21 protein-coding genes are annotated in these 23,424 nt (G+C 69.0%); 13 read left to right on the top strand and 8 right to left on the bottom strand.

Annotated features, from left to right (window positions below):
- From MO1_RS07110 to MO1_RS07095, 4 genes are all read right to left on the bottom strand, one after another.
- Entirely contained in the window at window positions 1–963 is a 963-nt protein-coding gene (locus tag MO1_RS07110; protein WP_060915637.1) for a carbohydrate ABC transporter permease, read from the bottom strand.
- Window positions 960–1,931 (bottom strand): carbohydrate ABC transporter permease, encoded by a 972-nt coding sequence (locus tag MO1_RS07105; RefSeq protein WP_036312998.1) that lies wholly within the window; start codon window positions 1,929–1,931, stop codon window positions 960–962. The genes MO1_RS07110 and MO1_RS07105 overlap by 4 nt, the downstream gene beginning before the upstream one ends.
- A gap of 59 nt (window positions 1,932–1,990) precedes the next feature.
- Window positions 1,991–3,253 carry a sugar ABC transporter substrate-binding protein gene (locus tag MO1_RS07100; protein ID WP_036313001.1) on the bottom strand — a complete coding sequence of 421 codons (1,263 nt, stop codon included), beginning with the start codon at window positions 3,251–3,253 and terminating at the stop codon, window positions 1,991–1,993.
- Window positions 3,254–3,319: 66 nt separating this feature from the next.
- Entirely contained in the window at window positions 3,320–4,456 is a 1,137-nt protein-coding gene (locus MO1_RS07095) for an ROK family transcriptional regulator (RefSeq protein ID WP_036313004.1), read from the bottom strand.
- A 116-nt stretch (window positions 4,457–4,572) separates the two neighbouring features.
- Between MO1_RS07095 and MO1_RS07090 the strand changes: the two genes are divergently transcribed.
- Together MO1_RS07090 and MO1_RS07085 are read left to right on the top strand one after the other, a co-directional pair.
- Window positions 4,573–4,986, top strand: a complete 414-nt coding sequence (locus tag MO1_RS07090) for a YrdB family protein (RefSeq protein ID WP_060915636.1) — start codon at window positions 4,573–4,575, stop codon at window positions 4,984–4,986.
- Window positions 4,983–6,350 (top strand): FAD-binding oxidoreductase, encoded by a 1,368-nt coding sequence (locus MO1_RS07085; protein WP_060915635.1) that lies wholly within the window; start codon window positions 4,983–4,985, stop codon window positions 6,348–6,350. Before MO1_RS07090 ends, MO1_RS07085 begins: the two co-directional genes overlap by 4 nt.
- Here MO1_RS07085 and MO1_RS07080 read toward each other — a convergent pair.
- Window positions 6,341–6,964 (bottom strand): hypothetical protein, encoded by a 624-nt coding sequence (locus MO1_RS07080; RefSeq protein ID WP_036313012.1) that lies wholly within the window; start codon window positions 6,962–6,964, stop codon window positions 6,341–6,343. The two genes, MO1_RS07085 and MO1_RS07080, sit on opposite strands and share 10 nt — an antisense overlap.
- Window positions 6,965–7,086: 122 nt before the next feature.
- On the opposite strand from MO1_RS07080, the gene MO1_RS07075 reads away from it, so the two are divergent.
- The 3 genes from MO1_RS07075 to MO1_RS07065 all read left to right on the top strand — a co-directional run bounded on the left by MO1_RS07075 (window position 7,087) and on the right by MO1_RS07065 (window position 9,564).
- A complete protein-coding gene (locus tag MO1_RS07075; RefSeq protein WP_036313016.1) occupies window positions 7,087–7,515 on the top strand; it encodes a hypothetical protein in 429 nt (142 codons plus the stop codon).
- A 112-nt stretch (window positions 7,516–7,627) separates the two neighbouring features.
- On the top strand, window positions 7,628–9,052 hold the full coding sequence (locus tag MO1_RS07070) for a L,D-transpeptidase family protein (protein ID WP_060915634.1): 1,425 nt from the start codon (window positions 7,628–7,630) through the stop codon (window positions 9,050–9,052).
- A 59-nt stretch (window positions 9,053–9,111) separates the two neighbouring features.
- On the top strand, window positions 9,112–9,564 hold the full coding sequence (locus MO1_RS07065) for a GNAT family N-acetyltransferase (RefSeq protein ID WP_036313287.1): 453 nt from the start codon (window positions 9,112–9,114) through the stop codon (window positions 9,562–9,564).
- Window positions 9,565–9,627: 63 nt separating this feature from the next.
- Here MO1_RS07065 and MO1_RS07060 read toward each other — a convergent pair whose 3' ends face one another.
- Window positions 9,628–11,844, bottom strand: coding sequence for an NADP-dependent isocitrate dehydrogenase (locus MO1_RS07060; protein ID WP_060915633.1), 2,217 nt, complete (start codon window positions 11,842–11,844; stop codon window positions 9,628–9,630).
- A 115-nt stretch (window positions 11,845–11,959) separates the two neighbouring features.
- Between MO1_RS07060 and MO1_RS07055 the strand changes: the two genes are divergently transcribed.
- Window positions 11,960–12,928: an acetylxylan esterase gene (locus tag MO1_RS07055; protein WP_036313025.1), complete on the top strand. Its 969-nt coding sequence runs from the start codon at window positions 11,960–11,962 to the stop codon at window positions 12,926–12,928.
- 6 nt (window positions 12,929–12,934) lie between these two features.
- On the opposite strand, the gene MO1_RS07050 is transcribed toward MO1_RS07055, so the two are convergent.
- Entirely contained in the window at window positions 12,935–13,939 is a 1,005-nt protein-coding gene (locus MO1_RS07050; protein ID WP_060915632.1) for a LacI family DNA-binding transcriptional regulator, read from the bottom strand.
- 274 nt (window positions 13,940–14,213) lie between these two features.
- Here MO1_RS07050 and MO1_RS07045 point away from each other — a divergent pair, with 274 nt between their 5' ends.
- The 7 genes from MO1_RS07045 (at window position 14,214) to MO1_RS07015 (ending at window position 22,848) form a co-directional block, all read left to right on the top strand.
- The gene (locus tag MO1_RS07045) at window positions 14,214–15,530 is read left to right on the top strand and encodes an ABC transporter substrate-binding protein (RefSeq protein WP_036313030.1); all 1,317 of its coding nucleotides are present in this window, start codon (window positions 14,214–14,216) and stop codon (window positions 15,528–15,530) included.
- A gap of 10 nt (window positions 15,531–15,540) precedes the next feature.
- Entirely contained in the window at window positions 15,541–16,539 is a 999-nt protein-coding gene (locus tag MO1_RS07040; protein WP_036313035.1) for a carbohydrate ABC transporter permease, read from the top strand.
- On the top strand, window positions 16,536–17,432 hold the full coding sequence (locus tag MO1_RS07035; RefSeq protein WP_036313039.1) for a carbohydrate ABC transporter permease: 897 nt from the start codon (window positions 16,536–16,538) through the stop codon (window positions 17,430–17,432). The genes MO1_RS07040 and MO1_RS07035 overlap by 4 nt, the downstream gene beginning before the upstream one ends.
- Window positions 17,429–19,930, top strand: a complete 2,502-nt coding sequence (locus tag MO1_RS07030) for a glycoside hydrolase family 2 protein (protein WP_036313042.1) — start codon at window positions 17,429–17,431, stop codon at window positions 19,928–19,930. Before MO1_RS07035 ends, MO1_RS07030 begins: the two co-directional genes overlap by 4 nt.
- Complete coding sequence (locus tag MO1_RS07025) at window positions 19,927–20,892, top strand: glycoside hydrolase family 113 (protein WP_036313045.1); 966 nt, start codon at window positions 19,927–19,929, stop codon at window positions 20,890–20,892. Before MO1_RS07030 ends, MO1_RS07025 begins: the two co-directional genes overlap by 4 nt.
- Window positions 20,889–21,812 carry an N-acetylglucosamine kinase gene (locus MO1_RS07020; RefSeq protein WP_060915631.1) on the top strand — a complete coding sequence of 308 codons (924 nt, stop codon included), beginning with the start codon at window positions 20,889–20,891 and terminating at the stop codon, window positions 21,810–21,812. The genes MO1_RS07025 and MO1_RS07020 overlap by 4 nt, the downstream gene beginning before the upstream one ends.
- Window positions 21,813–22,011: 199 nt before the next feature.
- Complete coding sequence (locus tag MO1_RS07015) at window positions 22,012–22,848, top strand: endonuclease domain-containing protein (protein WP_060915630.1); 837 nt, start codon at window positions 22,012–22,014, stop codon at window positions 22,846–22,848.
- Window positions 22,849–23,024: 176 nt separating this feature from the next.
- Here the strand turns inward: MO1_RS07015 and MO1_RS07010 are convergent.
- The coding region (locus MO1_RS07010) for an ATP-binding cassette domain-containing protein (RefSeq protein ID WP_157526380.1) at window positions 23,025–23,424 on the bottom strand (400 nt) is incomplete at its 5' end.

Here is a 23,424-nt window from a genome sequence, read left to right as displayed (position 1 = left end):
TCAGCCCTTCACGGCGCCCGAGACGAGGCCGCCCGACATCCGTCCCTGCACGATCAGGAAGAACACGACGACGGGGATCGAGATGAGGGTGGATGCCGCCATCACCGCACCCCAGTTCGTCGCCTCGGTCGCGGACTGGAACGACAGCAGCCACGGCGGCAGGGTCAGGTTCTGGCCGCGCAGGAGCAGGAGGGCCATCGTGAACTCGTTCCACGACTGGATGAACGCGAAGACGCCGGTGGCGACGAGGCCCGGGGCGAGGAGCGGGAAGGTGACCTTCCAGAACGCCTGCGAGCGCGTGCAGCCGTCGATCATCGCCGCTTCCTCGAGGTCGACCGGCACTCCCGCGACGAACCCGCGCAGAGTCCAAATCGTGAAGGGGACGACTGCGGCGACGTAGACGATCCCGAGACCGACGAGGGTGTTCATGAGCCGCCAGTCGTCGATCATCCCGTAGATCGTGAACATCATGGCCTCGCCCGGGATCATCTGGACGATGAGCACGGAGACGATGAACGTGCGACGACCGCGGAAACGGATGCGGGCCACTGCGATCGAGGCGAGGAAGGCCACGAGCAGGGTGATGACGAGCACTCCGACGGTGACGAGCCCCGAGCTGATGACGCCGTGCACGAAGTCGGTCTGGCCCGGTGCGGCTTCGCGGTTCCAGGCGGTCTCGTAGTTGCGGAGCGTGAAGTCGAGCGGCAGAAAGCTCGGGGAGCGACTGATGATCGACTCGCCCCGCGTGAACGACATGTTCAGCATCCAGTAGACGGGGAACACCGAGCAGACGAAGACGACGAGAGCGGCGAGGTTCAGCAGGAGGCGACCCACTGGCGAGCGTCGACGACGCCGCGCAGCAAGCGAGTCGGGTAGCACCGTCCGGGCGTCGCCGACCCGCCCGGCGACCTCCTCGACGCCGACGGTCGACAGCTGCGCGGCCGGGGTGATCTGCGTGCTCACAGCTCCTCCTCCTTGAGGGTCGTGCGGACATAGCCCCACGACAGGGCGAGGAGCAGGATGACGGTCAGCACGCCGATCGCGCTCGTGACGCCGAACTCCCCGACCCCCTGCCGGAAGATGTAGGTCCCGAGAACGTTCGTCTCGGACGCGAGCCCGCCGCGCTGCTGAAGTGTGTACACCTGCGTGAAGATGCGGAGGTTCCAGATGACCTGCAGCACGACCACGACGGTGACGACGTTCCGCAGGAACGGGTAGACGACGAGCCGGAACCGGCGGATCCCCGTCGCGCCGTCGAGCGAGGCGGCCTCGAGCACCTCGCCGGGAACCTGCCCGAGCGCCGCGTAGAGGGTGAACGCCGCGAACGGCACCCCCTGCCAGACGACGATGATCGTGAGCACGACGAAGAACGACCACGGGTCGAGCAGCCACGAATGGTTCGTGAAGTCGGTCGTGCCGGTGACGGCGTTCAGCAGCCAGTTCACCAGCCCGTACTGCGCATCGAAGATCCAACCCCAGACGGTCGTCGCCGCCAGCGGCGGCATCGCCCAGGCCAGGAGCAGTCCGACCGACACGAGCAATCGCCACCCTCGGGTCAGTCGGGTCATGAGGACGGCGACGAGCGCACCGAGCCCGACGATCAGGATCGTCATCACGAGCATGAGGCCCAAGCTTCGAACCAGGACGGCCGGGAAGTCCGACGCCGTGAACACCTCGAGGTAGTTCGCGAACCCGACGACGTCGGGAACCGTGCCCTGGACTTTGTCCCGGATCGAATAGTCGGTGAACGACTGCACCACCATGAGGACGGCGGGATAGCCCACCATCACGGCCAGGATGACGAGCGAGGGCCCGAGCAGGGTGAGTGCCGCCGCGCCGTCCTTTCGGCGGCGGGCGCGCTCACGCGTCGCCGTCGCGAGGGGATCGCGGGTCGCCCGCGCGGGCGCGGTGCGGGTGAGGGTTCCGGACATCGTCGTCTCCGCGGAGTGGGGGCGGCGCAGAGGGCGCACCGCCCCCTGCGCCGCGTCGGTCAGGAGTTGAGGATCGCTTCGATCTGACCGTCGAGGGCGGCTGCGATCTCGGCGACGTCGCCTCCCTGCGCGATCTTCACGAGGGCGTCCTTGATGACACCCGCAGACTCGACCTCGACCCACTTCGGGCTGGCCGGGACGGCCTTGGAGGATGCCGCGGCCTTCGCCGCCTCGGCCGTGATCTGGTTGTCGGGCAGGTACTGCGCGAACGAGGTGCGAGCGGGAATGAGTCCGTTCTCGGCGAGGATCTTCTGGTACCCCTCCGACAGGATGATCTCGAGTGCAGCCTCGGACATGTCCGGCGCGTCGGACTTCGCCGCGACGGCGATGCTCGATCCCCCGGCGAAGACCGGTGCGACCTCACCCTCGGTCATCCCGGGGAGCGCGAACGCCGCCATGTCCTTGCCGGTGTCGTCGGGGCATCCGGGTGCTTCGGCATCGGCCGGAGCGAGGATCGACCACTGCACCCAGCTGGGCGCCGAGAGGAACCCGACCTCGCCCGCACAGAACGGCACCTGGGGATCGGTCTCGTCGGCGTCGGCGGGAGCGATGGTGGCGTTCTTGTAGACGTCCTGGAGCATGGTGAGCCCCTCCACGCCGCCCTCGCTCGAGAAACCGCCGACCCACTTGTCCCCTTCGAGGGTGGCGATCTCGCCGCCGTTGGCCCAGACGTAGGGCAACGCGTTGTACCAGTCCTTGCCGGGCGCGTAGATGCCGGACTTGCTGCCGGTCGTGTTGTCGATGCCGGCCTTCACATAGTCGCTCAGTGTCGCGGGGAGCTCGCCCCCGTAGGTCGTCGGCGAGTAGAAGACGACACGAGAGCCGGCGTAGTACGGCGCCGCGTACAGGGCACCGTCCAGGGTCGCGCTCTCGACGAAGGCGGGGAGCATGTCGTCGCCACCGAGATCGTCGCGGATGTCGGTGATGTCGGCGAACAGCCCCTGATCGATGAACCCGGGCGCCTGCGTGTTCCCGACCTCCACGAGGTCGGGGGCGTCGTTCGAGGACAGGGCGGCGACGTACCCCTCGGTCGTGTCTGCCCACGTCTTCTCTTCGATCGTGAGGGTCCAGCCGTCGTTCTGCTGCTCGAACGTCTTCTTCAGGTAGTCCCGCGCATCCTGGGGCGTGTCCGTGCCGACCAGCCAGACCGTCAGCTCTCCGGTGGCGGCGCTCCCGCCGGTGGGCGATCCGCCGCCGGCGCAGCCGGAGAGGGCGAGGGCCGACGCGCCGAGGAGCGACAGTGCTCCGAGGGTCTTCTTCATAGCGATTCCTTCACTGTGGGGGATGCGGCGGCCCGGACGGGTCGTCGCGGATGCGGGTGGTGCAGGTCAGGACACTCCGAGACGCCCGGAGAGCACCATGACGGCCGCGCCGCGGAGGACGATGTCCTCGCTGTGGGTCGACATGCGCACCAGGAGTCCGTCGTGGAATGCGGCGAGGGTCCGGGTGCGGACCGTGTCGGCGGCCGCTTGGGCGAGGGACCCACCGAGAAGCTCGGGGGGGCCGGAGAGGGCGATCTCCGACAGATCGAGGGCGCCGACGATCGGTGCGAGCGCGATTCCGAGCCGTGCGCCGGCGTCGCGCAATACCCCCTCGGGATCATCGGAGGCGGCGAGGCGCTCGGTGAGCGCGGGCACCGCGAGCCACGCTTCGAGGCATCCGATCTTGCCGCAGGCGCACTCCGGGCCGCCGTCGGTGCCGACGGTGACGTGGCCGATCTCACCCGCGGCGAACCGGGCACCGGCGAGAGGCTCGCCCCCGGTCAGAAGGCCCGCACCGACACCGCGGCCCACTCGGACGAGGATCACATCGTCGCCGGCTCCCCCGAACGTGTGCTCGGCGAGGACCGCGGCGTTCGCGTCGTTGGCGACGAGGACGGGCAGCCCGAGCTCAGCCTGGAGCTCTCCGGCGAGGTCGACGTCGGTCCACCCGAAACCAGGCGCGGCGAGGACGACGCCGTGGTCGTCGACGACACCGGGAGTGCCGACTCCGAGGCCCAGGACGGGAGCGTGGGCGTCGGCCACGACCGTGCGCGCGAGCGCGATGATCGCTGCGAGCACGTCCTCTCGACGGTCCGGCACGGGAACGCTGTGGCGCGCGACGATCTCGCCGTCGAGGGTGAGGACCGCGCCGAGGAAGCTCTCGCTCCCCGACAGGTCGAGGCCGACGATGCGGTGACCGTCGCGAGCGATGTCGACGAGGATCGCGGGTTTGCCGGGACCGGATGCCTCGCGGACCCCCTGCTCGACGACGTAGCCGTCACCGATGAGCGAGGCCACGAGGTCGGAGACCGTGACGCGCGTCAGCCCGGTTTCGCGAGCCAGGTCGGCCCGGCTCATCGCCCCCGCCGAGAAGAGCGACTGGAGCACCAGCGCGCGGTTGTGGGCACGCGCGTGCTCGGGGAGGATCTTGCCCGCGGACCGTCGCGAACGGGTGACTGCGGTGGAGCGGGTCGGCGTCGACATGTTTGTTAGTAAGCCTTACGAATAGGCTGCCCGCAAGAGCGAAAGCTCTATTTGCAAGCAGTCTTAACAAACTCGTTACACTCCGACCGTCGACACGGCCCCGGTAGAATCGAGGCATGTCCGAGCTCCCCCACGTCCGACCCGCACGTCCCGCGGAGCCCGCACCCGCTGTTGCCACCCCAGCACCCGCCGCGCCCACCCGGCTGTCGACCCTCGACATCCTCAGCTATCTCTGCGCACTGTTCGCCGTCGTGACCCTCGCGATCTGGGGCTTCACGGCCTGGGACGCACCGTGGAACATCGTCTTCGGCATCGCCGCGCCGCTCGCCACCCTTCTCGTCTGGGGCCTGTTCGCCTCGCCGCGCTCCGTGATCCGCGTGCACCCGTTCGTCCGGGGCCTCGTCGAGCTCCTCGTCTACCTGTCCGCGACGATCGCCTGGTGGAGCGCGGGTCAGGCCTGGATCGGCCTCGGCTTCGCCGTGGTCGCGGTCATCGTCGGCGTCCTCTCGGGGCGTCGACGCCTGTCGTGACCGAGGTCGTCGCCCTCCTCCGCGACGCGCTCGGCGAGCGCGTCGACACGTCGGATGCCGCCCTCGACGACGCGCGGTCCGACAAGTCGGGCCACCGCGCAGCGCAACGGCCGCTTGCGGTCGTGCGCGCGGCATCCGTCGCCGACGTGCAGGCCACCCTGCGGATCGCCACGGCGACGAGAACCCCCGTCGTCACCCGCGGCGCGGGAACCGGCCTGGCCGGCGGCGCGAACACCGGTGAGGGTGAGATCGCGCTCTCGGTGCGCGACATGAACCGGATCCTCGAGGTCCGCCCCGATGACCTCCTCGCCGTCGTCGAACCCGGTATCCTCAACGCCGACCTCGGGCGCGCACTCGTCCCCGACGGCCTCTGGTGGGCACCGGACCCCGCGAGCCGGGAGATCTCGACCGTCGGCGGCAACATCGCCACGGGCGCCGGCGGCCTGCTGTGCGCGAAGTACGGTGTCGTCCGCGATGCGGTCCTCGCCCTCGACGTGGTCCTCGCCGACGGCCGGCTGATTTCGACCGGACACCGCAGCGTCAAAGGCGTGACGGGCTACGACCTGACGGCGCTCATGATCGGCTCCGAGGGGACCCTCGGCGTCGTCGTCGGCGCAACGCTCAAGCTCCGCCGCCTCGTCCCGGGCGAGACGCGCACGCTGACGGCGCAGTTCTCCGACGTCCGCGCAGCCGCCGCCGGATCAGCCGCGGTGACCGCGGCGGGGGTGCAGCCCGCGATCATGGAGCTGATGGATGCCGTGAGTCTCGCGGCCGTCCATGCTCTCCTCGGCCTCCCCTCCCCGACCCCCGGGGCGACGCAACTGACGGTGCAGACCGACGGCGTCGCCGCGGCGAGCGAGCAGGCGGAGATCGCCCGCATCCTCTCCGCCGCGGGCGGTGCGGTGCGCCTCGCCGCAGACGACGTCGAGGCGGCGCAGCTGTGGGCCATCCGGCGCGCGATGCATCCCGCGATGGAGAGCCTCGGCACCGCGCTCATCGAGGACATCTCGGTTCCTCGGAGCGCCCTGCCCGCGATGTTCGACGAGATCGCCCGGATCGAGACCGAGTACGGCCTGACGATCCCGACGGTCTGTCACGCGGGTGACGGCAACCTCCATCCCAACTTCATCTTCGACGGCGACGAAGTCCCTGAGCGAGTGTGGCAGGCCGCCGACGCACTCTTCCGCGCAGCGATCGCGCTGGGCGGGACCCTCACCGGCGAGCACGGCATCGGCGTCCTCAAGAGTCGATGGCTCGCCGATGAGCTCGGGGACGATCAGTGGTCGCTGCAGCGCGGCATCAAGACCGTCTTCGACCCCGCCGGCATCCTCAATCCAGGAAAGGTCTTCGCCGCTCAGCCGTGACGCATGGCTGCGCTCGACGGAGCAGTCGAGGTACCGGCCGGCGACGGCTGCGTCGTGACGGCGAGCACCATCGACACGATGCCGACGACGCCGGGAATCGTCGCAGGCAAGACACCCACGGGGCCGCCCGCCCCGGGCGCCACCACGGTGACGGCCGCGAGGACGACAGCCAGGCCGAGCCCGAGAACGATGGCGGCGAGCGGAATCCAGCTCCACGGCCGCGGGATCACGCCGACGCGGATGATCGCGATCGCGCCGCCCACCGCGAGGACGAAGGAGACGATGGCACCGAGCGCAGCGGTCACTTCCGCCCCGACACCCGCCATGAAGCCCGTCGGACCAGCCCACCATACGGCGCGCACCAGGACGAAGGCACCGAGCGCGAGCAGGATGGCGACGCCCCCGGGACCTCGCGCGACCACGCTCTCCGACGGCCGTAGCCCGAAGGCATAGACGACGCAGGCGACGGCGACCAGAAAGGCGGCGCCCAGCTCGTAGGGCACCGAGACGACGTCGCCCGACCGGACGGCGATCGCGGACAGCACACCGAGAACGCTCTGTGCCAGAAGGAGGAGCCCGCCGACGAGCCACGACCACACCGTTGTGCGCTGCATGGGCACACCCTACGGGGCCATCGACCCCGCCGTCATCCGCCGGGCCGCACACCAGGATCCACTGAACCTCCAGCGGAACCGTGGCAGGCTCGAACGGCCCCCCAGATCCGAGGAGTTTCGTCGTGCCTGCATCCCGCTCCGTTCGCGCCGTCCGCGCCTTCGTCGCTCTGGGTACGGTCGCCGTCCTGACCATCGGATGCGCACCCGAGACCGACCGGGGCGACTCGCAGAGCGTGAAGACCGCTTGCCGAACGCTCGCAGACGCCGTCGACGCCGCGATGACGTCCTTCTCCGAGACGGATGCCGCCGACGCTGCCGCCGCCGCGGCGGCGACCGCGGACGTGCGTGCCCGACTGACCGAAGCCGCCGGCTCGATCGACAACGCCCGCGTCGAAGCGGTCGTCGCGGAGCTCCGCGCCGGATTCGACGTGCTCGCGGACGCGAGCGCCGCCGCCGCGGACGGCGAAGTCGGGAGCGTGACGGGCCTCGCGGAAGCGACCGACCGCATCCGCTCAGGGGTCGCCGAATATCACGATCTGTGCGGTGCCTGAGTCGTATTCAGCCCACGTCGCGTACCCTTTTCGGAAGTGACATTCGCTCTGGCGACGAGACCCCGGATCCCCGTGGCGTCCGGTACGTCAGGCCGCAGCTCGGGGGAGATCGATGTCCGAGATCATCACACGCCAGGACGCCGACGACACTTCTTCGTCGGACGCGCCGCTCGACGTGCGCTGGGCACCCGCTGAACCCGCACCCCGCCCCCGCCGCCTGTGGTTGAAGGTCGGTGTCCCCGTCGCCGTCGTGGTCGCCGCTGCGACGGTCTGCTCGCTCATCCTGATCGCTCCGGGCACGACGGCTGCAGGTGTCCCTGTCGGCGGCCAGACCGCCGGTGCAGCCGCCGACACGATCTCGTCGCGACTGTCGTCCATCGAGGTCTCCCTCGGCGACGGCGGCCCGACCGTCTCGGCCGCGGACCTCGGTGCCTCGATCGACGCGTCGGCCCTCGCCGACGCCGCCTTTGCCGGCAGCCCGATGTGGAACGTGACCGCCTGGTCCGCCGCATACGGCACGCCCGACGTCACCCTCGACGCAGACCGGGCGGCGAACGTCCTCCGCGCCGCGCTTCCCGAGGCGTACACCGACCCGACGCCCGCAGCCGTCTCATTCCAGAAGGGCGCCTACACCGTCACGCCCGCCGTCGACGGAACCGGTGTCTCGGTCGACGCCGTCCGCACGGCCCTCGAGTCCGCTCTCGCGGACGGGCAGTCCACCGTGACGGTCGACCCCACTCCCGAGCCCGTCGCTTCCATCGTCACGACGGCTGCCGCCGAAGCGACCGCGGCCAGCCTCAACGACATGACCTCCGAAGCCGGCTTCTACGCCGGCGACGAGCGCACGGTTCCGATCTCCGCCGACACCCTCGCCTCCTGGCTGACGGTCGACGCCGATGACGCGGGCGTCTTCTCTTACACGGTGGATGCCGCCGCGATCCAGACGGCCGTCGACGCGCTCCCGGACCAGGTCAATCAGGACCCGGTCAGCGCGAACGTCCTCGCCAGCGAAGCCGGCAGGACGCTCTCCACTCTCGCCGAGGGACAGGACGGCCGCGTCCTCGGCGACACGTCGGGAGTCGCCCGCGAATTCGCCGACCAGCTCGCGAGCGGCGACGCCTCGTACGAGCTGCCGGTCGAGGTCACGCCGCGCAGCACCGTCAGCACAGTACGCCTGGCCGAGGTCGATCTCGGCGAACAGCGCCTCTATCTGAAGGAGAACGGCAAGGTCGTCGACACCTGGCTGATCTCCAGTGGTCGCGACGGCGCCGTGACCTTCCCCGGTCGCTACTCGATCGGGTGGCGCACACCCCTGCAGGACATGAAGGGCACCTCGCGCGACACCGGCAACAAGTACACGCAGCCCGACGTGCCCTGGGTCATGTACTTCAACGGCAACCAGGCCTTCCACGGCGCCTACTGGCACAACAACTTCGGCAACCAGATGAGCGCCGGCTGCGTGAACATGCCGCCCGCCACCGCGAAGAAGCTCTACGACTGGATGCCGGACGGCGGCGACGTCTGGATCCACTCCTGACGCGGAACCGCATCGATCGTTCAGGTGCACACCACAGCGATCACGGTTAGCCTGTGCTCATGGCTGACCTCCGCGTAGAAGAACTGTCGGCGTCGACGATCGTCGCCGTGAACACCCTCTCGCTCAAGCCGGGCCAGGAACGCTTCATCGCACCGGAGAGTTACGCGATCGCAGCGACCGTCGTCGACCCGGCCACCTCGTGGCAGCGCGTCATCCTCGACGACGACGAAGTCGTCGGCTTCGTGAGCGCCGGTTTCGACGAGGACGCCCCGCACGAGCACTTCCGCTCCGTGCTGTGGCGGATCAACGTCGACGCCGACGACCAGGGCCGCGGCGTCGGACGGTACGCCGTCGATCAGCTCATCGACGAAGCCCGCGCCCGCGGCTTCGATCACCTCAACGTGATCTACGAAGCCGGCGAGGGCGGCCCGGATGCCTTCTTCCGCCGGGTCGGATTCACCCCGGTCGACGAGACCGAGTACGGCGAGGTCGTCGCGCAGATCAAGTTCTGACGCTCCCCCGAACGAACGGATGCCCCGGCCCGCAGTTGCGGCCGGGGCATCCGTCTTTGCGGATCAGAGTCCGTCGATGATGCCGTTCAGCGTCGCGGACGGGCGCATGACCTTCTCGACCAGTGCGGGGTCGGGACGGTAGTAGCCACCGATCTCGGCGGGTGCGCCCTGGACTGCCACAAGCTCTGCGACGATCTTCTCTTCGTTCGCGACGAGCGCCTCGGCGACGGGAGCGAAGGCGGCAGCGAGCTCGGCGTCGACGGTCTGACGGGCCAGTTCCTGCGCCCAGTAGGTCGCGAGGTAGAAGTGGCTGCCGCGGTTGTCGATCGTGCCGAGCGCGCGACCGGGCGACTTGTCCTCTTCGAGGAACGTGCCGGTGGCGGCGTCGAGCGTGTCGGCCAGGACCTTCGCGTGCGCGTTGCCGGTGTAGTCACCGAGGTGCTCGAAGGATGCCGCCAGCGCGAAGAACTCACCCAGCGAGTCCCAGCGGAGGTAGTTCTCCTCGACCAGCTGCTGCACGTGCTTCGGGGCGGATCCGCCCGCACCGGTCTCGAACAGTCCGCCGCCGGCGAGCAGCGGGACGATCGAGAGCATCTTGGCGCTCGTGCCGACCTCGAGGATCGGGAAGAGGTCGGTGAGGTAGTCGCGGAGGACGTTGCCGGTGACCGAAATGGTGTCCTCGCCGCGGCGAATGCGCTCGAGCGAGTACCGCGTCGCCTCGGCCGGCGCGAGGATCTCGATCGTGAGTCCCTCGGTGTCGTGGTCGTCGAGGTAGGCCTTCACCTTCGCGATGAGGTTCGCGTCGTGCGCGCGGCTCTCGTCGAGCCAGAACACGGCGGGAACGCCCGTGGCGCGGGCGCGCGTGACGGCGAGCTTCACCCAGTCGCGGATGGCGACGTCCTTGGTCTGGGTCGCGCGCCAGATGTCACCCTGCTGCACCGTGTGGGAGAGGAGGACCTCGCCCGCGGCGTTCACGACGTCCACGGTGCCGGCCGCGGCGATCGCGAACGTCTTGTCGTGCGAGCCGTACTCCTCTGCGGCCTGAGCCATGAGGCCGACGTTCGGGACGGATCCGATGGTCGCCGGGTTGAGCGGGCCGTTCGCGATGACATCGTCGATCGTCGCCTGGTAGACCCCGGCGTACGACGAGTCGGGGATGACGGCGATCGTGTCGTCCTCGCCGCCGTCGGCGCCCCACAGCTTGCCGCCGTTGCGGATGAGGGCCGGCATCGAGGCATCCACGATCACGTCGGAGGGGACGTGCAGGTTCGTGATGCCCTTGTCGGAGTTGACGTAGGACAGGCGCGGGCCGTTCGCGATCGCGGTGTCGAACGCGGAGCGGATCTCGTCCCCGCCCTCGACGTGGCCGAGTCCCGCCAGAATCGCACCGAGGCCGTCGTTGGGGGTGAGGCCCGCGGCAGCGAGCTTGTCGCCGAAGCGCGAGAAGACTTCGGCGAAGAAGGCGCGGACGACGTGTCCGAAGATGATCGGGTCGCTGACCTTCATCATCGTGGCCTTGAGGTGCACCGAGTAGAGGACGTCCTCGGCGGCGGCCTGAGCGATCGTGTCGACCAGGAAGGCGTCGAGGGCCTTCGCCGAGAGGAACGTCGCGTCGACGACCTCCCCGGCGAGGACCTTGAGGCCGGACTTCAGCTCGGTGACCGAGCCGTCTTCCGCCGTGAAGCGGATCGACAGGACGTCGTCGCTCTCGAGGACGGTCGAGGTCTCGTTCGACTTGAAGTCGTCGTGCCCGAGGGTCGCGACGCGCGTCTTGCTGCCGTCGGCGAAGGGCTTGTTGCGGTGCGGGTGCTTGCGGGCGTAGTTCTTCACCGACAGGGGCGCGCGACGGTCGCTGTTGCCCTCGCGCAGCACGGGGTTGACGGCGGATCCCTTGACGCGGTCGTAGCGGGCGCGGACGTCCTTCTCGGCGTCGTCCTTCGGCTCATCCGGGTAGTCCGGGATGTCGTAGCCGGCGGCCTTCAGCTCGGCGATGGCGGCCTTGAGCTGCGGGATGGATGCCGAGATGTTCGGCAGCTTGATGATGTTGGCCTCCGGCAGCGTCGCCAGGCCACCGAGTTCGGCGAGCGCATCGCCCACCTGCTGCTCGGGCGTGAGGTTCTGCGGGAAGAGGGCGAGGATGCGACCCGCGAGCGAGATGTCGCGGGTGTCGATGTGGACTCCGGCCTTTCCGGCGAACGCTTCGACGATCGGCAGGAAGGACGCCGTCGCCAGCGCCGGAGCCTCGTCGGTGTAGGTGTAGATGATGGTGGAATCAGGCACGTGTCGTCTCCAAGAAAAGGGCGTCGCGGATGCTTCTCAGCGTATCGCACGACCCCGGTTTCTCTCGATGTCGAGATATCTCCGACGCCGGCCCGCCGGACGCTAGGGTGAGGCCGTGCCGCGCTTCGATCTCGCCCTCCCCGACCTCCGCGACTACCGACCGGAGGTGCGCGTCCCGGCCGACTTCGACGACTTCTGGTCGAGCACGATCGCGGGTGCCCGCGAGGCCGGCGGCTCCCCCATCGTCACTCCGGTCGAGACGCCCCTCCGTGGCATCGATGCGTTCGACGTCACCTTCCCCGGGTTCGCGGGCGACCCGGTCAAGGGCTGGTTGCTGCTCCCCGCCGACCGTGACGGCGCCCTCCCCGCCGTCGTCGAGTTCAACGGCTACGGCGGCGGCCGGGGTCTCCCCGTCGAACGGCTGGGGTGGGCGGCATCCGGATACGCGCACTTCTTCATGGACACCCGCGGGCAGGGCAGCGCCTGGGGAGCGGGCGGTGCGACGCCCGATCCGCACGGCTCGGGACCTGCCCACCCGGGCTTCATGACCCGCGGGATCGACGATCCCGAGACCTACTACTACCGTCGCGTCTTCACCGACGCCGTGCGCGCGATCGACGCGGTGCGCTCCCTGCCCGAGGTGGATGCGGCACGCGTCGCCGTCTGCGGCGGCAGTCAGGGCGGCGGGATCGCCATTGCAGCCGCCGCGCTCAGCGACGGGCTCGTCGCGGCGATGCCCGATGTGCCGTTCCTCTGCCACTTCGAGCGCGCGGTCGGCATGACCGGTCGCGACCCCTACGACGAGGTCGTCCGTTACCTCGCCGTCCACCGCGGCACCGAGGAACGCGTGTTCGAGACCCTCTCGTACTTCGACGGGGTGAGCTTCGCGGCCAGGGCACAGGCGGCATCCCTCTTCTCCGTCGCGCTCCTCGACCCGATCTGCCCACCGTCGACCGTGTTCGCCGCGTTCAACGCGTGGGCCGGCGCCGACAAGGAGATCGAGGTCTTCCCCTTCAACGAGCACGAGGGCGGTCAGGCCCACCAGTGGATGCGGCAGGCCGAGTTCCTCGCCGCGCGCGTCTGAGGCGACTCAGTCCACCGGCGGACGCTCGCCCGTTCCGCGCTCGATGATCCACGTCGGCAGCACGATCTGCCGGACGAAGCCCGACGGGTCTCCGATCCGCTCGATTGCGAGCGTCGCCGCACGCCGTCCGAGCTCGAGCGGGTCGTAGGAGATGACCGAGACGCCGAGGACGTCCCCGGTGTCGAAGTCGTCGAACCCGATGAGCGCGGTCTGCTGATCGTCTCGCGCCTGCAGGGCGCGCAGAGCGCCGATCGTCACGCGGTTGTTCCCGGCGATGATTGCCGTGGGGGCGGCATCCTGCTGCCAAAGGCGTTGCACCAGCTCCCGCGGCGGGATCGTCAGATCGTCGCCCAGCATCTCCCACGGTGCGGAGTCCATGCCGGCTTCTGACATCGCCTGGCGGTAGCCGGCGAGTCGCTCGGACTGGGTCCAGACGGATGCCGGGTTGCAGACGTACGCGATGCGACGGTGCCCGAGCGCCGTGAGCCGCCGCGTCGCCTCGAGGACCGCGACGCGGTTGTCGAGGACGATCGAGTCGGCGGCGAGGTTCCGCGCCGGGCGGTCGATCGCGATGATCGGAGTGCCGAGCTGGCGTTCACCCTCGAGGTAGGACTGGTCATCGCCGACGGGGATGAGCAGGAGAGCGCCGACCCGCTGCGCCAACAGCGCGTCGGCGACCCTTCCCTCGCCCTCTTCCGTGTCGTCGGTCGTCGCGACGACGAGGCTGAAGCCGTGGGCGGAGAGCTCCTTCTCGATGCCCGCGGCGACCTTGTAATAAAACGGATTGCTCAGCTCACCGATGATGAATCCGACGGTACGGCTGCCGCCGCGGCGGAGCCCTTGAGCGAGGCTGTTGGGTCGGAAGCGGAGCCGCTTCGCCGCTGACAGCACACGATCCACTGTCTGAGGCGCGACGAGCTCGCGCTGGGCGAACACGCGCGACACGGTCTTCGAACTCACGCCGGCCAGCCGCGCGACGTCTTCGAGCGTGGCCCGCTGTTGCACCGTCATCGGTCCTCCCTAGGGTCGACCATAGCAGCCGGTGCGCAAATGACGACGATGGACATTTATGCGACATTGACCGACAACAGAGTCGCTCACATACAAGAGAAAAACCCGGTCAGACTGAAATCGAGACGTTCGCAGGGTTGCGGGACACACTTAGACAGCGCTGACATTCGGCCCTTGTGAGCGCCGTTTCGCGAGGCTAACGTGAGCCGCGTCGGCGACGTTGCCGACCCGCACCCGAGTGGTTTCGAAGACGAACCTGACAGGAGACGCACACATGGCACGCACACGGATCGGCGTCGCAGCCGCGACGCTCACCGTCGTCGGCATCGCGCTCGCCGGCTGCGCCGGCGGAGGCACGCAGAATGCCGCCGACAACACCATCGACGGAAAGGTGGCCGGCGACATCAAGGTCGTCACCTGGCGCACCGATCTCGTCGAAGACGGCACTTTCGAGAAGTACGCCAAGGAGTTCACGAAGGAGTATCCCGACGTCACCGTGACCTTCGAGGGGATCACCGACTACGCCGGCGAGATGCTCACCCGCATGTCGACCACCAACTACGGCGACGTCATCGGCATCCCCGCCATCAAGCCCGACCAGTTCGAGCAGTTCCTGGAACCGCTCGGTAAGACGTCGTCTTTCACGGACACGTACCGCTTCCTTCCGGCGGCGAGCTTCGACGGCACCCAGTACGGCATCGCCTTCGGCGGCAACGCGAACGGCATCGTCTACAACAAGAAGGTCTTCGACGAGGCGGGCATCACCGAACTGCCGACCGACGAGGCCGGCTGGCTCGAGACGCTGCAGAAGGTCAAGGACAACACGGACGCCGTGCCGATGTACACCAACTACAAAGACGGCTGGCCGCTGACGCAGGCGTTCGGCAACCTCGGCTCGATCACGCACGACCCCGACGCTCCCATCACGATGGCCGAGAATGCGGCACCGTGGACGGAAGGCACCGACGCCTACGCGGTCGATTCCTTCCTCTATGACACGGTCGCGGCCGGACTCACGGAGAAGGATCCGCTCACGACCAACTGGGAGCAGTCGAAGGTCGACCTCGGCACCGGCAAGATCGCGACGATGCCTCTCGGCTCGTGGGCCATCTCGCAGATGCAGGCCGCGGCCGAGGCCAACGGCGGATCCGCCGATGACATCGGCTACATGGCCTTCCCGGCCAACGTCGACGGCACGCAGTACGCCGTGATCGGCGGCGACTACAACCTCGCCGTGAGCAAGCACTCGAAGTCGAAGGCCGCCGCGTGGGCGTGGATCCAGTGGGTCGCCGCCGAGTCCGGCTACACCGAGGCTCAGGGCATGATCTCCCCCGTCATCGACAAGCCGCTGCCGGCCAACCTGACCGGGTTTGAGGATTCGGGTGTCGAGCTCATGGAGATCAATGCCGCCCCCGCGGGCAAGGAAGGGCTGATCAACGCGATCGCCGACGATTCGCAGATCGACCTCTACGGCCCGCTCTACCGCCAGAAGCTCGTCGACATCGCCCGTGGCGCCGCCGACGGCGACAAGGACAGCTACTTCGCCGACCTGAACAAGCGCTGGGGCGCATCGGCCGAGAAGCTCGGCTGAGGTCATCACGATGGCGATCGCAACTCCCGGCTCCGCTCCCGCGGATGCCCCTGCGGTCCTGTCCGCGCCCGCCCGGGCGCGCCGGCTGCGCGGTTCCCGCCGCGCGGCCGGCGCACCCGGCGCCGGGTCGCGCGGGGCGGGACGCGGGATCGTGCAACGACTCACCCCGTGGCTGTTCCTGTCCGGCGCGGTCGGACTGCTGCTCCTGTTCACCTACTGGCCCGCGGTCAACCTCTTCTACTTCTCCGTCACCGACTGGGACGGCATCGACCTCACGAAGAATTTCGTCGGACTCGACAACTACGTGCAGGTGTTCACCGATCCGCGCATCTTCAGCGTCTTCGGCGTGAGCCTGTACTACTTCGCCGCATCCTTCGCGCAGATGGCGATCGCGCTCTACTTCGCGGTGATCCTCAGCTTCTCGACGCGGTTCTCGAGCCTCTTCCGCGGCATCCTCTTCTTCCCGTACCTGATCAACGGCGTCGCGATCGGCTTCGTCTTCCTCTATCTCTTCCAACCCGGCGGAACGCTCGACACGGTGCTCGGGTGGTTCGGTCTCGCCGATCCGCCGCAGTGGCTCGGCGACCCCGACGTCGTCAACTGGTCGCTCGCCGGCACCTCGGTCTGGCGGTACACCGGCCTGAACTTCGTCCTGTTCCTGGGCGCGATCCAGTCGATCCCGCGCGAGCTCTACGAAGCCGCCGAACTCGACGGCGCGAACAAGTGGCAGCAGTTCTGGTCGATCATCGCCCCCGGCATCCGTCGCATCATCGGACTGTCCTTCATCCTCGCCATCGCCGGGAGCCTCTCGGTCTTCGAGGTGCCCTTCATCATGACCGGCGGCGCCAACGGCTCATCGACGTTCGTCATCCAGACCCTGCAGACCGCGTTCTCCTTCCGCCAGGTGGGTCTGGCGTCGGCCATGGCCGTCGTCCTCCTGACCATCGTCCTGGTCGTGACCTGGATCCAGCGACGCGTGTTCCCCGACGAGAAGGTGGATCTGACATGACCGCCACCCTGATGCCGCCCACGAAGCCGACACCCCTCCCCCGGCGCCGTTCCGGGCGGACTCCGCTGCAGCGACTGGGCGGCATGAGCGCGACCGCGGCGAAGTACACGAGCCTCGTGATCGCCGCGATCGTGACGCTGCTGCCGCTGTCTGTGCTGCTGTTCGCCTCGATGAAGAGCTCGAGCGAGTACGCGGCGACCGGCCCCTTCGACCCGCCCACGAACTGGCTCAACTTCGACAACTTCGTGACAGCGTTCACGAGCGGCAAGATGCTCGAGGGCTTCGTCAACACGACGATCGTGCTCGCGGTGTCCCTCGTGGGCACGATCGCCCTCGGGACGATGGCCGCGTATGCGCTCGACCGGTTCGCCTTCCGCGGCAAGAAGCTCGTCATGGGCCTGTTCCTGCTCGCCACGCTCATCCCGGGCGTGACCAGTCAGGTCGCGACGTTCCAGCTCGTCAACGGGCTCGGGCTCTACGACACGAAAGCCGCGCTGATCCTGCTCTTCATGGGCACCGACATCATCGCGATCTATCTCTTCATCCAGTTCATGCAGTCGATCCCCGTCTCGCTCGACGAAGCGGCGATGATCGACGGCGCCAACCGGTGGACCATCTACTGGCGAGTGATTCTGCCGCTCCTGCGGCCTGCAATCGCGACGGTGGTCATCATCAAGGGCATCGCGGTCTACAACGAGTTCTACGCCCCCTTCCTCTACCTGCCCTCCGAGGGCATGATCTCCACGTCCCTCTTCCGATTCAAAGGCCCGTTCGGCGCACAGTGGGAGGTGATCGCGGCCGGCACGCTCGTCGTGATCATCCCCACCCTGGTCGCCTTCCTGGTGCTGCAACGATGGATCTATCAGGGCCTCACCTCAGGAGCTGTCAAGTGACCCACCTCTCCCGCCGCCCCCTCCACGACGGATGGACCGTCCGCGCCGCCGACGGCCCCGCTCCCGACGCGTTCGACGGTCTCACCGTCCCCGCCGCGGTGCCGGGCAGCATCCATGTCGACCTGCTCGCGGGAGGATTCATCCCCGACCCGTTCCACGGCGACAACGAGTCGCTCCTGGCCTGGATCGGCCTCGTCGACTGGACGTACCGGACCGCCTTCGCGTGGACGCCCGACGGGAGCGACCGTCACGACCTCGTCTTCGATGGCCTGGACACCGTCGCGACGATCCGCCTCAACGGCGAGGTCGTCGGCGGGGTCGCGAACCAGCACCGCTCATACCGCTACGACGTGGCCGCTCTCCTCCGCGACGGCGACAACGAGCTGGAGGTCGCGTTCCGCGCGCCGGTGCCGTACGCGAACCAGGCGAGCCTCGACCTCGGAGTTCGTCCCCGCCCCTACCCGCTCCCCTACGAGGCGATCCGCAAGTCTGCGTGCAGCTTCGGGTGGGACTGGGGCATCGCGACCTACACGAGCGGCATCTGGAAGCCGGTGCGCCTCGAGTCGTGGTCGGCGGCCCGCCTCGCCGAGACGCGGGTCGTGGCGACGCCCGACGGCGACGGGGGCCGCGTCGCGGTCGACGTCGTCCTCGAACGAGCGGATGCCGGTGGCCGCCCCCTCACCGCCCGCCTGAGTGTGAGTGGGCCGGGCATCGACGGCACCGCGACCGCCGAGGCGACACTCGGCGAGCGCGACGGCCGCGTCGAGGTGGACCTCGCCTCGGTCGAACGCTGGTGGCCGGTCGGCCACGGCGCGCAGCCGCTCTACACGGTGGACATCGAGCTCGTCGCGGACGACGCGGTGATCGACGCGACCTCCCGTCGGATCGGTTTCCGGACCGTCCAGTGGGACACCGAGCCGGATGCCGCGGGCACCCCGTACACGCTCGTCGTCAACGACCGTCCGATCTTCGTGAAGGGCGTCAACTGGATCCCCGACGACGCCCTTCCCGTGCGGGTCGACCGCGACCGCTACGAGCGTCGTCTGCAGCAGGCCCTCGATGCGAACATCAACCTGATCCGCGTCTGGGGCGGCGGCCTGTACGAGTCCGACGACTTCTACGACCTCGCGGACGAGAGAGGGCTCCTCGTCTGGCAGGACTTCCTGTTCGCGTGCGCGGCGTACCCCGAGGAGGAGCCTCTTCGTTCCGAGATCGAGGCCGAAGCCCGCGAGAACGTCGTGCGGCTCGCGTCGCACGCCTCGCTCACCCAGCTCGTGGGCAACAACGAGAACCTGTGGGGCTTCGAGGACTGGGGCTGGAAGCTGAGCCTCGACGGCAAGACGTGGGGCGCGACGTACTACTACGAGCTGTTCCCCGCGATCATCGCCGAACTCGCGCCTCACGTGCCGTACGCCCCCGGCAGTCCGTTCAGCCCGGAGACCGGGTGGGATGCGGCATCCGCTCGTCAGACGGGACCGCACCCGAACGACGAGCAGCACGGCAGCATGCACCTGTGGGAGCAGTGGAACCGTCGTGACTGGACCACCTATCGCAGCCACACGCCGCGTTTCGTCGCCGAGTTCGGGTGGCAGGCACCGCCGGCGTGGACGACGCTCGTCGAATCGGTCGACGATGCTCCGCTGACGCCGGAGTCGCCGGGCATGATCGTCCACCAGAAGGCGACCGATGGCAACGTGAAACTCACGAACGGGCTGCTTCCCCATTTCCGGGTGCCGGCGGACATGGAGACCTGGCACTGGGCGATGCAGCTCAACCAAGCCCTCGCCGTCGGCGCGGCGCTCGATCACTTCCGTTCGCACGCGCCGCACACGATGGGTGCGGTCGTGTGGCAGCTCAACGATTGCTGGCCGGTGACCTCGTGGGCCGCGATCGACGGAGCCGAGCGGGTGAAGCCCCTGTACCACGCGCTCAAGAACGCCTTCGCGCCGCGCGTCGTCACGGTGCAGCCGCGTGACGGCGGGCTGGCGGCGGTCCTGAGCAACGACACCGATGAGACCTGGAACGTCGCACTCCGCACGCGCCGGGTGTCGTTCGCGGGCCAGGAGCTCGCCGGCGCAACAACAGAGGTGACACTCACGCCGCGGGGCACGCTGACGGTGTCGATCGACGACGAGTTCGCGACGGCGACGGATGCCGCCGACGAAGCACTCGTGCTCGACGCCGGCGAGGCCCGCGGAGTCTGGTACTTCGCCGAGCCGCGCGACTCCACCCTCGGAGAGGCGGGACTGTCGGTCACGACACAGGCCGTCGAAGGCGGCACGGAAGTCAGCATCACGGCTGAGGGCTTCGCCCGCGACGTGAGCCTGCTCGCCGACAAGGTGCACCCGTCGGCGCAGCCCGACGACGGGCTCTTCACCCTGCTCCCCGGGGAGACTCGGCGCGTCGTCGTGCGCCATGACGGCGACGCCGGTCTCGACGCCGACGCGCTCTCGGACCCGCGCGTGCTGCGTTCCGCGAACCAGCTGGTGACCGGATGAGCCTGATCGACGGACCCGTCTGCGGGATGACCTGGGGGTGGACCGGCGTGCGCGGCACGTGGACGACGCCCGAGGCCGCGGCATCCCTCGATGCGATGGTCGACCACGGCGTGACGTGGACAGCGCTCTCGTACGCCGCTCTGCAAGCGACCGCGTTCTCGACCGAGATCCCGTTCCGAGAGGAACCGACGGTGACGGAGGACGAGATCGTGCACGCCATCCGCGGGGCTCATGCCCGCGGACTCCAGGTGTGCCTGAAGCCCGTCGTGAACGTCGCCGATGGGACATGGCGGGCGTTCATCGGCTTCTTCGACTGGGACGTGCCCGGCGAGCCGAGTTGGACCGAATGGTTCGCCTCGTACCGCGCGTTCATCCTCGACGCCGCGCGCATCGCAGAAGCCGAGGGATGCGCGATGCTCAGCATCGGGTGCGAGATGGTGCGGGCCGATGGACAGGACGCGCACTGGCGTGAGCTGATCCGCGCCGTGCGCGAGGTGTTCACCGGACTCCTCACCTACAACTGCGACAAGTACCAGGAAGACCGCGTCACCTGGTGGGACGCCGTCGACGTCATCTCGTCGAGCGGCTACTACCCGATCGATGCGTGGCAGGAGAACCTCGACCGGATCGAGGGCGTGGTCACGGCATCCGGCAAGCCGTTCGTGTTCCTGGAGGCAGGATGCCCCTCGCGCGAGAACTCTCCCGCGCGCCCCAACGACTGGCAGCTCGAGGGAGCACCCTCGGGTGAGGCGCAGCTCGCCTACTACCGAGCCATGTTCGATGCGTGCGCGAAGCGGGAGTGGATGTCGGGGTTCTTCCTCTGGGACTGGCCCGCCCACCTGTACGACCGCGACGCCGCCGCGACGAACGACGACTACTGTCCTTATGGCAAGCCGGCAGGAGCCTTCTTGCGCGAGCAGTACCGGTCGCTCGCGGGCGCCGGAAGCGGAGGAGGACGATGAACGCGCGCCGAGTGCTCGCCATCGATGCGGGCCAAAGTGACATCAAGGTGCGAATGAACGATGGGCAGCGCCGGGAAGACCTGGCGTTCCACGGGATCCACACCGGGACCCCGCTGCTTCCGCAGCTCGCCCAGGTGGTGAAGGACACGCTCGCACGAACGGGCGCCGAGCTCGATGTCGTGACCGCCGGCATCTCGGGGCTGACCGACCGTGACGCCGACGCCGATGCTCTGCTCTCCCTCATCCGCGACGACGGCGTTCGTGCCACGATGCTCGCGCACGACTCGACGACGTCGTTCCTCGGCGCCCTCGGTGATCGGCACGGGGCCGTCGTCGCCGCCGGCACCGGGGTGGTCACTCTCGCCGTCGGCGAATCCGACACCGCGCGCGTCGACGGCTGGGGCTGGATCATGGGCGACGCCGGCAGCGGCTACTGGATCGGCCGCGAGGCTCTCGACGCCGTCATGCGGGCCTACGACGGACGAGGTCCCGCCACGGTCCTGACGGACGCCGCTCTCTCGCGGTGGCCGGATCTGACGCAGGCATACATGGCACTGCAGGCCGATCACGACCGAGTGCGGGTGGTGGCTTCCCTCGCCCGCGAGGTCGCCGAAGCAGCGGACGCCGGCGATCAGGTCGCGCGGGACATCGCCCGGCGGGCCGCGCACGAGCTCGCGCACAGCGCGAGAGCAGCCGTCGGCCGGGTACGCACCGACGAGGCGACGTTCGACGTGTGCGCGATCGGAGGCGTGTTCTCGTCGCGGACACTCCACGCCGCCTTCATCGACGAGCTCGACGACGGCTCCGGGCTCCGCATCGTCGCACCGCGCGGTGTCGGCATCGACGGCGCGCTCGCCCTCGCCGACATCACCGCCGCACACCCGCTCGGCTCCGCCGTCCACCGCGCCGGCGCGGTCTGACCCCGCCACGACGAGCGCGCGGCACGCGCGGCACCCACCCGTTGGCCTCGGATTCGGAGTTTCGGTCCGAATCCAGGCGCACCACCCCCGGCATGACAGGGCCTCGCGGCCTCCTGCACAGCACGCGCGGCATCAGCCCCCTGCACCCTGCATCCTCGCTCCCGCGAGAACGGATCCTCCGGTCGGTCATCGTGATGCGATGGACTACCGGGCCTTCGTCGACGCGCACGAGGGGATCGTGCACCGCGCGACGATCCTCGCCGCGGGAGGAACAGCTCACGGTTTGCAACGTGCCTGCTCCACCGGCGAGGTGGATCGCGTCCGTCGGTACTGGATCGCGACGCCGAACGCGCCCGACGATCTGCGCGCGGCCGCCTCGGCCACGGCACGGATCGCGTGCGTGTCAGCGGCTCGTCGACGTGGCTGGTGGATACCTCCCTCGACGGACGCCGGGCTCCACCTCCATGTGTGCCCTCACGCGGAGCGGCCGCGCGGGAATCACGTCGTCCACTGGACCCGCCCGCTCGTCCCCGTCGGCCGAACGTCCCTTCTCGAGTCGACGCAGGACACCCTCGATCACATCGCGACGTGCGCCGACGCCGAGACCGCAGCAGTCCTCTGGGAATCGGCCTGTCGTGTCGAGCGTTTCACGCCCGCCGACCTGCGCCGCGTGCGGTGGCGGTCGGCATCCGCACGCGAACTCTGCGAGCTGATCACAGGACTCCACGACTCCGGTCTCGAGACGATCTTCGCGGTGAGGATGCGAGGAGTCGGCATCGCGGTCCGGTTCCAGCAGGTCGTCGCCGGGCACCCCGTCGATGCGCTGATCGGCGAGCGTCTGATCGTGCAGCTCGACGGATTCGCGTTCCACTCGACGGCCGCCGATCGCACCCGTGACGCCGCCCACGATCGTGAACTCGTCGCCCGCGGCTACACGGTCCTGCGGTTCACCTACGCGGAAGTCCTGCACCGCTGGGACATCGTGGAGCGCGCTATCGCTCGCGCGATCGCGCAGGGCGTCCACGTCGACAGGTGAGCAGTCCCCTCGCACGCTCGGATTCGGAGTGTTGTCTCGGATTCTGACCGGATCACGCAAACTGATCCGAATCCGAGGCCGCGGTCCGAATCCGGGGGCACAGGCGGTCACCCGCAGACGACGGATGCCGGGGCCCCGACTTCGGGCCCCGGCATCCGTTCGTCACACGACGAGACTCACACGAGCGATTCGCGCCAGGCGCGGTGCAGCTGCGCGAACTTGCCCGTTCCGGCGATCAGTGCCGCGGGAACGTCGTCCTCGATGATGCGCCCGTGCTCCATGACGAGCACGCGGTCGGCGATCGCGACCGTCGAGAGGCGGTGCGCGATGATGATCGCCGTACGGTCGGCGAGCAGGGTATCGAGGGCATCCTGGATCTGCCGCTCGCTCGGGATGTCGAGCGACGCCGTGGCCTCGTCGAGGATGAGCACCGCCGGATCGGCGAGGAACGCGCGGGCGAACGAGATCAGCTGGCGCTGCCCCGCCGACACGCGGCCACCACGCTTGTTGACGTCCGTGTCGTAGCCGTCCGGCAGCTTCTCGATGAACGCTTCCGCGCCGACGGCGCGGGCCGCC

The organism is Microbacterium oleivorans NBRC 103075, assembly GCF_001552475.1.
Taxonomy (GTDB): domain Bacteria; phylum Actinomycetota; class Actinomycetes; order Actinomycetales; family Microbacteriaceae; genus Microbacterium; species Microbacterium oleivorans.
This window is presented reverse-complemented; position numbering and strand designations above follow the sequence as displayed.

Excerpts from the sequence above, each read along its gene's own strand:
- MO1_RS07105 (WP_036312998.1), bottom strand. The coding sequence starts at position 1,931 with ATGTCCGGAACCCTCACCCGCACCGCGCCCGCGCGGGCGACCCGCGAT.
- MO1_RS07100 (WP_036313001.1), bottom strand. The coding sequence starts at position 3,253 with ATGAAGAAGACCCTCGGAGCACTGTCGCTCCTCGGCGCGTCGGCCCTC.
- MO1_RS07095 (WP_036313004.1), bottom strand. The coding sequence starts at position 4,456 with ATGTCGACGCCGACCCGCTCCACCGCAGTCACCCGTTCGCGACGGTCC.
- MO1_RS07090 (WP_060915636.1), top strand. The coding sequence starts at position 4,573 with ATGTCCGAGCTCCCCCACGTCCGACCCGCACGTCCCGCGGAGCCCGCA.
- MO1_RS07080 (WP_036313012.1), bottom strand. The coding sequence starts at position 6,964 with ATGCAGCGCACAACGGTGTGGTCGTGGCTCGTCGGCGGGCTCCTCCTT.
- MO1_RS07070 (WP_060915634.1), top strand. The coding sequence starts at position 7,628 with ATGTCCGAGATCATCACACGCCAGGACGCCGACGACACTTCTTCGTCG.
- MO1_RS07065 (WP_036313287.1), top strand. The coding sequence starts at position 9,112 with ATGGCTGACCTCCGCGTAGAAGAACTGTCGGCGTCGACGATCGTCGCC.
- MO1_RS07050 (WP_060915632.1), bottom strand. The coding sequence starts at position 13,939 with ATGACGGTGCAACAGCGGGCCACGCTCGAAGACGTCGCGCGGCTGGCC.
- MO1_RS07045 (WP_036313030.1), top strand. The coding sequence starts at position 14,214 with ATGGCACGCACACGGATCGGCGTCGCAGCCGCGACGCTCACCGTCGTC.
- MO1_RS07040 (WP_036313035.1), top strand. The coding sequence starts at position 15,541 with ATGGCGATCGCAACTCCCGGCTCCGCTCCCGCGGATGCCCCTGCGGTC.
- MO1_RS07035 (WP_036313039.1), top strand. The coding sequence starts at position 16,536 with ATGACCGCCACCCTGATGCCGCCCACGAAGCCGACACCCCTCCCCCGG.
- MO1_RS07025 (WP_036313045.1), top strand. The coding sequence starts at position 19,927 with ATGAGCCTGATCGACGGACCCGTCTGCGGGATGACCTGGGGGTGGACC.
- MO1_RS07020 (WP_060915631.1), top strand. The coding sequence starts at position 20,889 with ATGAACGCGCGCCGAGTGCTCGCCATCGATGCGGGCCAAAGTGACATC.
- MO1_RS07015 (WP_060915630.1), top strand. The coding sequence starts at position 22,012 with ATGGACTACCGGGCCTTCGTCGACGCGCACGAGGGGATCGTGCACCGC.